The sequence below is a fragment of the Streptomyces sp. SP18CS02 genome (assembly GCF_036322365.1).
GTDB lineage: Bacteria > Actinomycetota > Actinomycetes > Streptomycetales > Streptomycetaceae > Streptomyces.
The window spans coordinates 1-14,729 of record NZ_JAQYXC010000175.1 but is presented as its reverse complement, the minus strand read 5'-3'; the positions used below and the strand labels follow the sequence as shown (position 1 = coordinate 14,729).

Annotated in this window: 11 protein-coding genes and 3 pseudogenes; 3 read left to right on the top strand and 11 right to left on the bottom strand. The window is 69.5% G+C overall.

The features are described 5' to 3' along the window. Window positions 1-362 precede the first annotated feature (362 nt). Window positions 363-551, bottom strand: a complete 189-nt coding sequence (locus PUR26_RS01795; RefSeq protein WP_329868478.1) for a hypothetical protein — start codon at window positions 549-551, stop codon at window positions 363-365. 208 nt (window positions 552-759) lie between these two features. On the opposite strand from PUR26_RS01795, the gene PUR26_RS01790 reads away from it, so the two are divergent. Next, window positions 760-2,172, top strand: a complete 1,413-nt coding sequence (locus tag PUR26_RS01790) for a hypothetical protein (protein ID WP_329868477.1) — start codon at window positions 760-762, stop codon at window positions 2,170-2,172. 267 nt (window positions 2,173-2,439) lie between these two features. Here the strand turns inward: PUR26_RS01790 and PUR26_RS01785 are convergent. The 4 genes and pseudogenes from PUR26_RS01785 to PUR26_RS01770 all read right to left on the bottom strand — a co-directional run. Further along, a pseudogene (locus PUR26_RS01785) lies at window positions 2,440-2,553 on the bottom strand (ISAzo13-like element transposase-related protein); the annotation flags it as partial. 1,772 nt (window positions 2,554-4,325) lie between these two features. Beyond that, a complete protein-coding gene (locus PUR26_RS01780; protein WP_443076933.1) occupies window positions 4,326-5,564 on the bottom strand; it encodes a PP2C family protein-serine/threonine phosphatase in 1,239 nt (412 codons plus the stop codon). Between the two features lie 310 nt (window positions 5,565-5,874). Next, window positions 5,875-5,964 (bottom strand): annotated as a pseudogene (locus tag PUR26_RS01775) (cold-shock protein); the annotation flags it as partial. A 230-nt stretch (window positions 5,965-6,194) separates the two neighbouring features. Beyond that, window positions 6,195-6,533, bottom strand: coding sequence for a MerR family transcriptional regulator (locus tag PUR26_RS01770; protein WP_329868474.1), 339 nt, complete (start codon window positions 6,531-6,533; stop codon window positions 6,195-6,197). A 941-nt stretch (window positions 6,534-7,474) separates the two neighbouring features. Between PUR26_RS01770 and PUR26_RS01765 the strand changes: the two genes are divergently transcribed. After that, on the top strand, window positions 7,475-7,657 hold the full coding sequence (locus tag PUR26_RS01765; RefSeq protein ID WP_329868473.1) for a hypothetical protein: 183 nt from the start codon (window positions 7,475-7,477) through the stop codon (window positions 7,655-7,657). Between the two features lie 239 nt (window positions 7,658-7,896). Next, a complete protein-coding gene (locus PUR26_RS01760; RefSeq protein WP_329868471.1) occupies window positions 7,897-8,256 on the top strand; it encodes a hypothetical protein in 360 nt (119 codons plus the stop codon). Between the two features lie 131 nt (window positions 8,257-8,387). Here PUR26_RS01760 and PUR26_RS01755 read toward each other — a convergent pair whose 3' ends face one another. The 6 genes and pseudogenes from PUR26_RS01755 to PUR26_RS01730 form a co-directional block, all read right to left on the bottom strand. Continuing rightward, the gene (locus PUR26_RS01755; protein WP_329868469.1) at window positions 8,388-8,699 is read right to left on the bottom strand and encodes an SCO5918 family protein; all 312 of its coding nucleotides are present in this window, start codon (window positions 8,697-8,699) and stop codon (window positions 8,388-8,390) included. 55 nt (window positions 8,700-8,754) lie between these two features. Further along, window positions 8,755-9,162, bottom strand: a complete 408-nt coding sequence (locus PUR26_RS01750) for a CBS domain-containing protein (protein WP_329868467.1) — start codon at window positions 9,160-9,162, stop codon at window positions 8,755-8,757. Between the two features lie 46 nt (window positions 9,163-9,208). After that, window positions 9,209-10,699, bottom strand: a complete 1,491-nt coding sequence (locus tag PUR26_RS01745) for a DEAD/DEAH box helicase (RefSeq protein WP_329868466.1) — start codon at window positions 10,697-10,699, stop codon at window positions 9,209-9,211. A gap of 253 nt (window positions 10,700-10,952) precedes the next feature. Next, window positions 10,953-11,156 carry a cold-shock protein gene (locus PUR26_RS01740; protein ID WP_329868464.1) on the bottom strand — a complete coding sequence of 68 codons (204 nt, stop codon included), beginning with the start codon at window positions 11,154-11,156 and terminating at the stop codon, window positions 10,953-10,955. An 841-nt stretch (window positions 11,157-11,997) separates the two neighbouring features. Next, complete coding sequence (locus PUR26_RS01735) at window positions 11,998-14,172, bottom strand: FUSC family protein (protein ID WP_329868462.1); 2,175 nt, start codon at window positions 14,170-14,172, stop codon at window positions 11,998-12,000. Between the two features lie 55 nt (window positions 14,173-14,227). Continuing rightward, window positions 14,228-14,729 (bottom strand): annotated as a pseudogene (locus PUR26_RS01730) (hypothetical protein); the annotation flags it as partial.

Genomic DNA, 14,729 nt, shown 5'->3' with positions numbered 1-14,729 from the left:
CCGGGCCCCCGGGGCCTCAGGCCAGCCGGGCTGGGGGGGGTAGCCCCGGCCCGGGCGGGACCCCCCCCCCCCCCCCCCCCCCCCCGCAGCCAGAACGGCCTGCGCGAACACCGAGTCCGCGCCGACGGCGAGACAGGAGAGACCGGCCAACTCCGGTCCCCGGCAGGGGACCAACAGCCGGTCCAGGGCGGCACGGACGAGGCCCAGGCTGCGATCGGTCAGGTCCATGTGCCCGGTCACGGCCACGCTCGTCAAGGGCTTCCACTCTCCGCTCACCATCGGTCATTCTCAGCCATCCTCAGTCGATTCCGGCCGAGTGTGCGAGATCGTGCCGACAGGCCCTACGCGTGGCAAGCGTTCGGTCACCACCGCACCCAGGGACGCGTCACGCACCGGTTCGAGGTGAAGCCGACTTCCTCCTGGCCGAAGTACCCACCCGTCCCTCCCCTGGCCTCGATGCCCGGCTCCGCCTCCGCGCCCAGCACGTCCTGGCCGACACCGGAGGCCGCCATCACGGCTGCCCAGAATCTGGGCGACAACCATCGATTCATGACCCAACCACTGTAAAATCGGGGTGTGGTGCCTGCACTTGAAGTCGTTACGTGGATTGCTTTCGTTGCGGCCACGGTTCATCTCATCACAGCGTTCGTTCACGCCCGACGGAATCAAGCGACGCACAGGTCCACGCCACGTACGGGAGCAGAAGGGGTCTCAGCCAGCATAGGATGGCCCGTCTCGACGGCCGTCGTGTTATGGGTGATGGCGGACACCTTGGTGTCGGAGCGCCAAAGCCTTGGAACGTACTCCTATGTGACGACCCGCGAAGATCTAGGGGACTCCGTGTTCCCGCCGCTCGTGAGTCTGGTCGGCGACCTGGCCATCACTGTACTGATCCCTTGCATAGCAACCGCCCTGTTTGTTGCGATGATCAGAATCTTGATCATCGAACTCTCGGAGAAATCACTTCCTCCTGTTCATATCGTGCCGCTACTGGCCGCTACTGCGGCCATCGGGTTGGCTTTCACCAACGACGTGCACACCTCCTCGCAGGACATCGAGTGGCCTTTTGTGACGTTGGGCCTCGCCGGAGGGCGCGGCATGAATGTCGACCATTTCCTTCCTTCATCGCTCCGCACCAGCCGGTCCGCCACCGCAACTGATTCCGGGGTGTCAAGTGCGGAGCGCGCCATCGCAAGTCCAAAAAGGCGGCCTTTGCTGGGATGGACACTGACCGTTCTGGCACAGGTAATGCTGGCCATCAGCCTCCTGGCACTCCTCTTCGTATTTCCGCTGCATGATTTTTTTCTACTCAACGCGAAGGGGGACGTCGCACTCCTTCCGTATTGGTTACGAGTCCTGATCGTGGTACCAGTCGGACTGATTTCGGGCGAGCTCTTCGTCGGCAGCTTTGCCGTGTCGAAGCGGGGAAAGAAGTATCGACGAATCATCCCCTCGCTCGAGGAGATGACCGGAGAGCGCTACCTGCTCTACTTGCGGCCCTTCGTATACGATTTCGCGCTGGCTCATCCTCTGAACGAGGCTCCTGGGCGGTACACCAGCTCACCCTTCGAGCTTCCAGGGCAGTCGTACGAGGAATTCATGGTATGGCAGTTCCGCAGTCTCGGCCGTGTCATCGCGGTCGGGCAACCCGGCGAGCGACTGCCGCACATCGGGGCGGAACGGGGCTACCTTCCCCTTGACGACTGGAAGGACACGGTCAGCAGGCTGATCCAGGGAGCACACGCAGTGGTCATGATCGCAGCTCCAACGCCCAGCACGGCATGGGAATTCACCGAAGCACTACGCACGATCTCACCTACCCGACTCCTCTTACTCATCTACGACGACGCGGACTACCGGACCTTCCGGGAAATCGCCACGGAAGAGTACACAACGAGATCATCCATAGAGTCCGCCATTTCCGAGTGGCCCCCGTTCCCCCAATTACCGGACATACCGTCGCCGACTCCGCACACCAAAGGGATTCTTTGGGAGTTTCCCCTTGAAGGAGTCCTGTCCTTCGACCAGCAATACCGTCCACATTTCACGCGGTTCCCTGCGACCGTGCCGCGAGTGAGGCATGTCTGGACCATACGCCGACTGGTACGGCGTACATTCAAACCCGTTCTGGATTCCATCTCTCGGTTGCCGCCGGCGCCACCAGTTGGCTGACCTCACACTTCCGTGAGCGCGCCGCGCACCATACCCAGACCAGGTAAGGGTCCGCAGATCAATAATCCGTGGCTCTCCCATCGATGGTTCATTGGCCCGGCATGCGCGGGTCGGACAAGCAACGGACGGCACAGGCAGCGAAGTTCGCGGCGATCCTGCCTCACTTGGACGAGCGACAGCGTCGTCTGTTGACAGGGACGGAGGCCCGGTGGCCGGGGCACGACGAGGTCAGGGCGGTCGCAAGCGCCTGGGCGAGCGCGAGCCGGCCCCCTGCCGGGTCAGTTCGGCAGCGAGCTTGCGGATGGACTCGCACGTCCAGCGCAGCGGCGACATGGGATCCCCACGCACATGAGGCTCCACCAGAGACAGCAGCGCATCCCGCGGGACGGTGGACACCCATGAAATTCCCGACCATGAGCTGGGCAAGGCAGTGCGCTACGGGATCTACGACAGCGCCGCGGAACAATGGGCACTGACGGCCCGGCTGACAGTTCGTCGGGCATCGGCCTCGGCGTCGCCGCTGCCGCCCTGAACCGGCCGCACCTGACAACCTGCTGCGCGCGAGCACGCCCCACCGCGCCGCTGGATTCGCCGTTGTCATCGCGGCAGGAGTGGTGGCTACCCGACCCCGTAGAAAGTCGCCGTGCAGGGAGAACAGGGCCAGGGTGGTGCCCGTGGTGTCGCAACCCTGGTCGCCGACCTGGTCCGCCCCCTCGTCCCGGACCTCTGCGGGGAGGCTGCCGAGGGAGAAGTGCCGGGCTGTGAGGCATCACCCGGAGAGGACGCCTGGGCCGCCGACGGCACTCCGGCTGTCGGCCCACAACTGCCGGAAGTGGCCCGGCTTCTCGTTCCCCGCGCTGTCGGCAAGGGCTCGGTCTTGCCGCCGGCACGTGGGTCGGCGACGGGACGGCCGCCTCCGCCCCGGTCGATGAGGAGCCCCCGGCGTGACCCTGGCCCGGACCCCCGAGCTCCTTCTGGTGGCTCGACCATGCCTCCGAGCAATCACTCAGCCCTGCCTTGCGGCCGATCGGCACGGCCGGGTTCCAGGAGACAGAAGGAAGGATCACTGGCCACCACTCCCTGTACGGTCCGGCATCTTCCTGGGCCGACGACCTGCTGCGACTGGCAGGGACCGTCTTCCTCGCGGACAAGCCGGCATTCCGGGAGGCGACGGAGGACCGCTGGTCCCGTAGGTTCCGGCTCTCGGTGCCCGCCTCCGGTACGGACACCACCCCCTACGAAACGTCACCCTGGCATCCCGCCCTCAGCGCCCAGCGATCCGAGCACTGGCGCGCCCTCCGGAACTGGTGAGACCTTCCCTACACCGTCTTCGACCTGATCGGCGAGGTATCCCTGCCACCGGGTGCCCCGGCCGGGAACTGGCTCCAGGTCATCGGACGCGGCCGGGAGGAGCTGCGGGAACTCACACGGTGGGCGGAGTCCGAGGCAGAGGGTGCGGCATCAGCCGAACCTCCGCCCACACGGTCTTGCCGACCGTGCCGGACGAAGACGGCCGGCGGTCGCCGCGCGGGTCGGTGACCTCGACGCCAACCGTGCAGGTGTGGAGCACCAGCGCGAGCCGGAAGGGGAGCCGTGCCCTCCAGTGCACGGCGCCCCGGTTCCGGCCCGACCGGAGCAGACCGGAGCAGACCGGACGGCGTGGGGGCCGGGCATGTGCGTGACCGCCACGCACTCCACGTGATGCGCCATCGGAAAGGTGTCACGCTGTGCCCGACACGAGAGAACGCGCAGGTCAGGCGGGGTTTTCTGGCCCAGCCAGCGGCCTGTCGGGGGCATGGAGCGTCACATGGGCGTCACCGCCGCTGAGCGATGAGGCCGCACCGCGGGCTGCTCGGATGCAGTGCACCGGCTGCTGCGCCCGGCGGGGCCCAAGGCCGGCCCGCGGCACCGAACGGGGCACCGGCGCAGGGCGAGGGAAGCATGACCGCCGGATCTTGGCTGTCCTCCACGCAAGCCGTCCAGTGGGACGGGAGCCGTGAAGTATGCATTGGCGGAGGCGCAGGCCGTCTTGCGTGGACGAGCCGAACCGACCGGGCACCCGCGACACGAACAACCTCGCCCTGTCCGTGACGTCGGCCGAAGGCAGCCCTGCTGCTCTGCGGCCTTCGCTTTCGCGGCCGGTGTGGCCGAGCCTACGGTTTCGGGCGGTCGCCCGAGGCTTGGCGGGTGTCCGCGCCGGAGCTGACGTGCCGCTGGGTCTCCTGCGGACCGTGCCAGTCCAGGCACAGCACGGTGGCATCGTCCTCGAGTCGGTCGCCGGCTGCGCCCCGTACCGCTGCGGTCATGGCCAGAGCGGTCTCGCGGGGGTGCAGGTTCCGGGTGCGCTCCAACAGGTCGGGGAGATCGACTTTCTCTCCATGGCGTTCGAGCATGCCGTCGGTGAACAGGAGCAGTCGGTCGCCGGGGCGCAGGTCGATGTCCTGGGCGCGGTAGGGGTGGGGCAGGGGCACGGAGAGGCCGAAGGGATGGTCCACCTCGCAGGTGATCGCCTTCGCGACCCCATGGCGCAGTCGCAGTGGCCAGGGGTGGCCGGCGTTGACGAGCTGGGCCCGCCCGGTGTGGAGGTTGATGCGCAACAGCTGCCCCGTGGCATGGCCCTGGCCGTGGTCGGCCAGGGCCTGGTCCGCCAGATGAGCCTGCTCGATCAGGCCGGCCCCCGCGCGACGGGCGCCCCGCAAGGCGCCGACCAGCACGGTGGCGGCCAGGGCCGCGTCGATGTCGTGCCCCATGGGGTCGGTCACCGACACGTGCAGGGTGTCGCGGTCCAGGATGTAGTCGAAGGTGTCGCCGCTGAGGTCTTCGGAGGGCTCGAGGCTCCCGGACAGGGCGAACTGGGCCGCCTCGCACGACAGGGACGGGGGAAGCAGCTGGTACTGGATCTCCGCTGCCAGGGTGGGCGGCCTGGAACGCTTGCCCCAGATGAAGAGGTCGGTGAAGCGACCGTTGGCGATCACGACGTAGGCCAGGACGTGCGCGGCCTCCCCGACCGCGGTGAGGGTGTCCTCGCCGGGCCCGGCCGGCAGAAGGAGTTCCAGGAGCCCGATCGCGTCCCCCCGGTTGGTGACGGGCGCGATGACGCGGTGTCCGCGGGGGGTCGCCTCCTGGTACAGCCGCTGGGTACGGATCACATGCTCGTACACGCTGCCGAACAATGGAATCCGTTCCGCTTCCCGGTCGCTCTCCCCCACAGCGGTGGTGGACAGCCGGGCCACCGCCTTCCCCGTCAGGTCCACGATGAGGAAGGAGACCTCGACAGCCTCGAACCGCCGTCGCAGATCCCGCGCGACGACGTCGACGGCGTCCACCGGCGCGGCCGTCTCGGCTGCGGTCAGAAGCCGAGGAAGCCCACTCTGCCCATCACTCACGGCCATGGTCCCTTCGACGAACCCCTCCCTGCGCCGACCCGGCAATCCGCCAGGACGAGCGCCACCAGCCGGGCTCTTCACCTACACATCATCCACCAGGAGAGAGAGGCGGCCACAGGTCTGCCGCAGCGCGGCGCGGCGGCGGCCACAGGTCTGCCGCAGCGCGGCGCGGCAGGTTACTGACATGTAGGGCCGCGGTGAACATCGATGCAGCTCGGCGACCGGCGCGCGCTCGCCTCGACCAGCGCCTTCCGCGCCAGGTCACCTCGGCATCGCCGGGCCGCTCACGGAAGCCCGTGGAGTTGATCGCCGACTAGTGGGCGAAGACTCCCGGGCCGCCGCTGTCCCGGGTGATGAAGCCGACGCCCTTCTCCGCGTTGCACCACTTCACAGTTCCGGTAGCCATGTCTCATGCCTTCCGGTGGCTGAACGCCTCCTTCGAGGTGCGGAGGACGAAGGTGATCGCCCTGGTTCCTGCGGCACAGCACGGCGAAGCGCCCACGCCGAAGGCGTGGGCGAAGGGAACTTCCGAACCACGACAGCTGACGGGGACGGTAAGCGTCCGCCACCCCCGTCACCACAAGGGCTCCTCCACGTGGGAGCGGTCCCGCCGAGGACGGCGGGGCGCGCACCGTCTCAGGCCGCGGCCGGCGGGTCCGCCGCTTCGGCGGCGCGGCGGTATTCGGCGTTGATGCGCTGGGCTTGCTCCAGCTGGTCTTCCAGGACGATGATGCGGCAGGCCGCTTCGATGGGCGTGCCCTGGTCGACGAGTTCGCGGGCGCGGGCGGCGATGCGCAGCTGGTAGCGGGAGTAGCGGCGGTGTCCGCCCTCGGAGCGCAGCGGGGTGATCAGGCGGGCTTCGCCGATGGCGCGCAGGAAGCCCTGGGTGGTGCCGAGCATCTCGGCGGCCCGGCCCATCGTGTAGGCGGGGTAGTCGTCGTCGTCGAGACGGCCGTACGAGTCGTCTGCTGTCATCTGCACCTCTCTCTGGAACGCGTGGAGGGGCCCTGGCGCCGTACTGGCACCAGGGCCCCGAAGGAACTTCTACACCACGTGCCGACCCTGATACCGCGCCGGCCTTCTGTGTCCGCCTGCCCGACCCAGTCGCTGTCGGGAGTGCGGGGATCGCGGTTGCTTGACCGGAGACCACCTCACTATCGATGTCCTGCGGTACCCGGACTCGAGACGTCCGTCCGGGCGATCCTGATGGTGCTCCGTTCCTCCGTTCTTCCCTCGGTGATCAACTACTTACCATCGGGGTACTGCGCACTGCTGGTACTGCGTACTGCGGGTGATGCGAATTGCTGAGCGACCTGCGACAGCGCCACTCTTCGGCAGCCAGCCCCGTTGCCCGTCCTGCGTCTGCTCCGGCTTGGAACCCCACTGCCGAACTTCCCGGTGCGCGCGTCCGCAGCCGACGCCTTCACCAGGGGTACTGCTCTCTCTTCACTGCTGAGTACTGCGCACTGCACTCGCGGGTTCCGCGTCTGACGGCGGTCCCGCTCGTGGCGGCCCCTGATCACTGCGGGCCACCCGGTCCGGCCGTCAGTCCCGTCGCCGTCCTGCAACCACCCTGGCTTCGAAACTCCACCGCCGCACCGTCCTGCGTACTGCGACTACGGGTACTGCGGCCCGGCAGTTCGTCTCTGCCGGGCCCTTCTGTCTCTCTGGCTACGAGAGAAACCATAGCGACGCCACCACCCAATGTCTACTCCGGCCGACATAGATTTTTGGGCGTTCGGCCATGAGGTAATCGACCTCGAACAGTGATGCGGGCGGGGCATGGCGCGGGCACGCCGGATCGGCCGCCCTGCCGGGCAGCTGCAGCGGACAGGAGGGAACGGGCAGGGCGATCCAGAGACCAGGGGGCCTGGTGGGCCTGGGGGCCTGGTGGGCCTGGGGGCCTGGTGGAGACGATGAGCGTCGACGTCGCGACAGACCGCCTCGCCGGGTCCGTCGCCGCCGCATGTGACAGCGCCGGGCATTTCCTCGAAGGGCTCGTGCCGGCACGCGCATCCGAGGCCGCTGACACCGTGGTCCCGGTCGTCCCGGAGCTGGTCAGCTGTGTCACGGCGGCGGCATCCGCACCCTGGACCTGACCGCGCACCCGGGCGGCGCCGAGGTGGCCGTGCACGAACACAGTTCCCGTGCCCCGCGCACGCACACCCCCGACCTCGACGTCGGCGCCGGAGGCTTCGTCCGGCCCCTGGTCAACCGACTCGCCACATCGACCGTGGTCACCCGGCGAGCCTCTGGCGGGAAGACGGTGTCTGCCCTTCTCACTCGGCAGCGGGACCGGTTGAGGGGGCGGGACGGCCCGTGAATAGGATCGGCTTCCATGTCGAAGCCTGACGAGCTGCTCGTTGACGTCGCCACCCTGGTGGAGTCCGGGCAGAGCAACCAGATGTCCCTGACCGTGGTCACCGGTGGCGCTGTCATCACCGGTCGGCTTGCGCCCGAAGCGGTGTGGAGGCAGCGGGTGTCAGAGGTCCTGACGGACTCGGCCCGCCTGGGTGAGTTCTCCGCCGTTTTCACCGCTACGACACGGAGGGACGGGCCGCCCGCCTATCTGCACTTCCACATGGCGCGGATCCTTCAGGGCACGGTGGGGATCCCGGAGACGGGCGGGATGTACCGCGTCTCGATCGCGGAAGTCAGCGCCTGGACCATGGGCGACTTCAGCTACTCCGATCACTGACTTCTACTCCGATCACTGACTTCGCGCCCGTGGGGAAACCCCACCGATACGAGAGAGGGCCCGACCGGCGTGTGCCGGTCGGGCCCTCTCGGCTGTTCGGGTGTCAGCTCACTTCCGCCCGTGGGTGACGGTCAGGCCGCCACGGGGGTGCCGAGCAGCGCGGAGGCGCGCCGGATCGGGTCGAGCCCGCGGACGGGCGCGGTGGCACGGGGAAGGGTGCGGCAGGTGAATCCGAGCTTGGTCATGGCCCGGAGGACCTCGCCGGCGCTGAAGTCACGGCGGTCCTGACGAGTGATGACCTGGCCGACCTGCTTGGCGGGGTAGGTGCGGCGGTCGATGATCACGGACTCGCCGACGACCTCCTCGGGCTTGATGCCCTTCATGGAGTCCAGAACGCCGCTCTTGGTGAGGTCGAAGGGGAAGCGGGCGATGACACAGCGCATGATGCCTCACAGGGAGAAGAGAAGAAGGGGGATGGTCCTGCCGTGGTGCCGCAGTTCACGCAAGGACGAGGGCGGGGACGCCCGGGGTGCCGTCCTGCTCGCCCACGACACCCACGACGGACGGGGTGACGACCCGGCGGGGCCGTACGGCCCGTCCGGTCGGCAGGGCGGCGGCCAGGGTGAGCGGCCCGCCGTCGCGGGAGAGGTCGCGCGGCTGGAGCCGGTCGGTGCAGGCGGGGCTGTCGCGGACGGTGGTGAGCTGGGCCCGGGTGACGAGGCCGACGCGCAGGTCGTCGTCGCGGACGAGCAGGTGTCCGGTGCGGGCGCCGGCCATGACCGAGAGGGCCACCTCGACGGTCATGTCATCGCTGACCTGCGGTCCGGCCGCGTCCATGGCGTCGGCCGCCGTCGGGTGCGCGGGAGCGGGGTGCGTCGGGTGCGGCTGCGTCTGGACCAGCGTCACGACGTGCCTCCTGAGGAGATGGCTCAGCTTCCGGATCACGTGGTGCTCAGGCCGCCGTGGGGGTGGCGGAACGCCGCGCGCCGGCGCGCCTCGCTGCCGAGGCGGGACCGCGTCGACCGCGGGTGGCCGTGCCGCGCTTGCGCTGCTCGACGACGGGTGCGGTGATGGTCACGGGAATGCCGGAGGGGGTCCGGGCGCCGGTGATCCGGGCGAGTGCCTCCTCGCCGGAGCGGACCTGGGTGGTCACGGGCACGATGCGGACAGTGGTCATGAGGCGGGTCATGTCGCGGCGCTGCTGGGGGGTGACGAGGGTGACGACGCTGCCGGACTCGCCCGCCCGCGCGGTACGGCCGCCGCGGTGGAGGTAGTCCTTGGGATCGGTCGGCGGGTCCACGTTGACGACGAGGTCGAGGTTGTCGACGTGGATGCCGCGCGCGGCGACGTTCGTGGCGACCAGGACGGTGACGTGCCCGGTCTTGAACTGGGTGAGGGTACGGGTGCGCTGCGGCTGCGACCGCCCGCCGTGCAGGGCGGCGGCCCGGACACCGCTGTCGAGGAGGTCCTGGGTGAGGCGGTCCACCGCGTGCTTGGTGTCCAGGAACATGATCACCCTGCCCTCGCGGGCCGCGATCTCCGTCGTCGTCCGGTGCTTGTCCGCGCTCTGCACGTGCAGGACGTGGTGCTCCATCGTGGTGACCGCGCCCTGGGAGGGGTCCACCGAGTGGACGACGGGGTCGGCGAGGTAGCGGCGGACCAGGAGGTCGACGTTGCGGTCCAGGGTCGCGGAGAACAGCATCCGCTGCCCTCCGGGACGGACCTGGTCGAGCAGCGCGGTGACCTGCGGCATGAAGCCCATGTCGGCCATCTGGTCGGCCTCGTCCAGAACCGTGATCGCGACCTGGTCCAGCCGGCAGTCACCCCGGTCGATGAGGTCCTTGAGGCGGCCGGGGGTGGCCACGACGACCTCGGCGCCGCCGCGCAGCGCGCTCGCCTGCCTGCCGGTCGACATCCCGCCGACGACGGTGGCCAAGCGCAGTTTCATGGCGCGGGAGTACGGGGTGAGGGCGTCGGTGACCTGCTGGGCGAGTTCCCGGGTGGGGACCAGGACCAGGCCCAGCGGCCGTCGCGGCTCGGCACGCTGACCGGCGGTACGGGCCAGCAGGGCGAGGCCGAAGGCGAGGGTCTTGCCGGAGCCGGTCCTGCCGCGGCCCAGTACGTCACGGCCCGCCAGGGAGTTCGGCAGCGTCGCGCCCTGGATGGGGAACGGCACGGAGACGCCCTGCGCGGTGAGCGCGGCCAGGAGCTCACTGGGCATGTCGAGGTCGGCGAACGCCTCGACGGCGGGCAGCGCGGGGGTGATCGTCTTCGGGGGTGCGAACTCTCCCTGCACCGCAGCAGGCCGACGGCCGTGGCCGCCGGAGCGGCTCGGCGCGGACGAAGCGAAGCGGCTGCCCCGGGGCGAACCCGCGGCGGAGCTGTACGCGTGACCGCCGTTGCGGGTGCGGGAGGAACGGCTGTTCGTGCGTGCGGGGTTCATTCAGAACCTTCCTTGATACGGCGCGTATCTAGGAATTCCGACAGCGGATGAACAGCGTCGGGAATCACAGGCACGGGCCGAATGAAATGTGAAAGCAAGCGGCTTGAACCGGGTCGAACAACTGTCGACGCGCAAGCGGGCGAGCGAAAGAAGTGCGAGTGGCGCAGGGGCAAGCAAAAGACCTGCGAAACGCGCGCAGCTGGGGCCCGCACCCCGAAGGATGCGGGCCCCAGCTACGGATTACGCGTCAGCGTCAGGCCGTGACGATGTTCTCGGCCGTCGGGCCCTTCTGACCCTGCGCGATGTCGAAGGTGACCTTCTGGCCCTCCTGGAGCTCGCGGAAGCCCTGGGCGGCGATGTTCGAGAAGTGGGCGAAGACGTCAGCGCCGCCACCGTCCTGCTCGATGAAGCCGAAGCCCTTTTCCGCGTTGAACCACTTCACGGTGCCGGCAGCCATGTCATTTCTCCTTTGGGCAGTACATCGGCATCCGTACCGTACGGACGCCGTGTCGCCGCGATGATGCCCTGCCCGGAAAAAGACCGGAAATACAGAGCGCTTCCGTCCGGCACGCGGCCGGCGGGAGCACTCGAAGTTTTTGGGTACCAAAACTGCAACTGAGATCGACAGTAGCACGTCGCCGCACCTTTGTGTATCGAAGTATTTCTCCCTGCGCGCCGCTGATAAAAACTCTCCGCGGTGGCCGTTAAATTCTCAGGCCGCGGGCACAGGTATGTATGCACTGCGAGTGCAGCGTCTCGGAAGCCGCATTTCGCGTACGGGGGGCAGGGCACAGCGTGGCGTCGGTGTGGAGGAGCCTGTTCAGCTCCTCCATGTCCCGGCGGGAGAAGGCCCGGCGCACCGCGCGGCCAGCGCCCGGCGGATGGTGTCGGACGGCTCGGTGCCTGGGGCATCGGCGATGCCGTTGCCAGCGGCCGGCGTGGCACGGGCCCGCCGCAGGGCAGCGAAGCGGCACGCCGGAATCGCATCCACTGTGCAGCCGCACACACGCGGACTCGGAGGTCGCGGTGCCCGGAGGTGTAGCGCCACGGTCCGGTCGGCGGCGCGGCAACGCGGGCCCATCCGTCGTCAGCCTGATTCGCCGGCGTCCGCGAGATGCTCATCGTGACGGCCGAGGCGGAGAAGTCCTTCCGGTTGCCACGTCGAAGGGATCGGACTGCTCATCCTGGCGGGGCCGATCCTCGTCATGGCGACAGCCGTGTAGGTGTGGCGGCGCCCGACACGGCCGGAGGACTACCTCACGCCCCGGAAGGCGCGACACTGGCCGTCGCCGGAGCCGTCACCCACCCCGTTGCGCGTGTGCTGATTCGTCACCTTCCGCGGCCAAGGCCGCCCGTGCCCGCTGCTGCTCGCGAGCAGAACCCGTGTCCCGTTCCAGGGGTGTACGGCTCACGGCCGTCGCGAGGTCCTCCAAGGCCTGCTTCTGCAGTTCCGCCCCGCGCCGCACCACGGGGCTCCGATCCGCAGCGGCGTCCGGCCACGCTTGGAGCACGTCCTCCACGCGCCCCCAGTCCGGATTCCTGTGCTCGCGCACGGCGACCGCAGCCTGCGCGGTGTCCGCTTCCAGGGCCTCGGCGAGCCGCTCCGCCTCGGGGGTGAAGGGGCCGCCGGCCCGCGGGACGAGGCTCTCCATGAGCATCGCCGCCCTGTCGAACCCCTTGAGCGCCTCCTGCGCCTCCTCCGCCTCGCGCGACGTCAGGCCCCTCGGGGGGATCGGTTCCTGTCTTGCCTGGTCGTATGCCTCCTGCCAGGCGGCACGTGCTTCCCTGCTCGCCAGTTGGGCCCGGCGCATGTCGGCGCGATGCTCCCTGGTCGGTTCGGCGTGGCTGCGGAGCACCGCGGCCGCGTAGCGGCCGTTCGCGGCGAGCCAATCCGCTAGCCGGCCCGGCAGCCGGGGCGTCTCCCACGCGGGAAACACCACGTACGCCAGCATTGCCAGGGCCCCGCCGAGCAGAGTGAGCACCACCCGCTCCGGGACCGTCTGCTCCCATGCCTGGCCGCCCATGGCGAGCAGGAAGACGACGTACGCGGCAGTGAAGCACTGGGAGTAGGCGTAGCCGGTACGGATCAGCGTGTAGGACAGACCTGCCGAGACCACTGCCAGCACGCCGAACAGTTGGGCGTCCGGGCCCAGGGCCCGCACCATCCCGGTGGCGAGCGCGACCCCCGCCAGGGTCCCGGCGAGACGGGCGACCGCACGCGCGTACGTCTGGTGGAAGTCCGGACGCATCACCATCACCGCGGCGATGGGCGCCCAGTAACCGTGTCCCAGGGGCAGCCGGGTGGCGATGAGATATCCGAGCACGGCCACCGCCGCCAGGCGGACCGCGTGCCGGAACACGGGCGAGTCCCGGCGGAGCTCCCGGCGGACCGCCCGCACGACGACCGGGACCAGCCGCAGCATCGTCGGGCGCACCAGGAACGGGGCGCCCGCAGGGCCGTGCGGCGCGGGTGGCCCCCCACGCGTGCTGCCGCTCCCGGCGATCTCGAGCGCCTCGCCGAGCAGTTCCACGAGCCGTTCGGCGGCCCGCCGCGCGGGACCCTCCAGCACCTCGTGCTCCTCGTCGACGCGCAGGACGTCCGCGCTCGCGGGTGGCACCTCTGCCGGAGTGCCACGGCGGATCGAACGGGCGGCCGCATCCAACACGTCGGCGGCCGCGCCGAGCAACTCCCGCGCGCGGTCCCGCCCGGCTCCCTCCGCCGGGGCGCCGACGTCCGGGTCGGCGAGCGCGGCGACGGCCGGCAGGATGCGCTCGGCGAGTCCCCGGGGGCCGTGGAGGACGGTGGGACGGGTGCGCGCCTGTGACGGCGTCACCACGGCCGCGTCCCGGGCCGTCATCAACGGCTCCGGGTCGAACGCGGCGGTCGGGTCGTGCCGCAACCGACGGGCGTAGTCCGCCACGGCGGCCAGGGCATCGGCCAGCGCGTCACGATGCGCCCCCCATCGGCGGATCGGAAACAGCAGGATCAGCACGGCCTGCACCACGCCCCCGAGCGCGATGACCCCGGCGTGCTCCAGAGCTCGCCCGACGCTCGTGGGCAGGGTGATGGTCACCAGCATGCTGCCGACCGTCGTCGCTGCGACGATCCCGGCGGTCGATCCGACGGCCCACGCCATCCCCGCGACAAAGGCCCATACGGCCAGCAGTGGGAGGAGCGTCACGAGTCGCCCCGCTGCCAGATAGCCTACGAAGGTGCTGAGCGCCAGACCGGCGCCCGCGCCGAGCGCGATCACCTTGCGTGGACGCCAGGTGCGCTGGAAAGTGGCTGCGCCCGCGGAGTAGGCGCCGAGGGCGGCGGACGCGGCGTACGCCGGGGAGGCCAGCCACAGCGCCGGCCCGATGATGATCGCCATCCCCACTGCTGTGCGGAGCGCGAGCAGGGGCTCCAGTCGCGCCTCCTCGAGCGTGAGCCCGGATCGCACGACTTCCCGGAGGGCCCGCAGCCACGTCACGGATTTGAGCCTAGCCGGAACGCCCTGCCGGGTCGCGCCGACCTGGTCCTCCGGCTCAGGTCACCCGCTGGTCACCGTGGTCGTCCTTTGCCATCTGGCGTCGTTCCTGTTCCCGCTTGGAGTAGGCGGCGGCCCGGATGGCCTCGTCGCTCTCCAAGCCGGAGCCCAGCGCGCCGCCCACTGTCGCGGTCGAAGCGACGAACCATGACAACGTCCAGTAGTCCGTCGCGTCCAGCGGTTCTCGTGTCATGGAAGCGAACACCTGGTCACTGAGGATGAACAGCGCCCACACCACGTTGATGAGCATCAAACCCACGTAGCAGACGAGCACGCCGATACCCACGGTCAGGACCGTCGACGTGTTGTAGAGCCTCGCCCTCTGCCTCGCCTCCGGGGAACCCTCTGCCGAGCGATGCCACAGCTGCGCGTCCACGATCAGCCAGCCGATCATGAGCGCGACAGAGCCGACCATGGCGATCACGAGGCGCGGGGTGCTCAGGGCCTCAGCGAGACTCCAGACGGTGGAGTTCACGGTGGCGACCGCTCCCGTGGCGAGT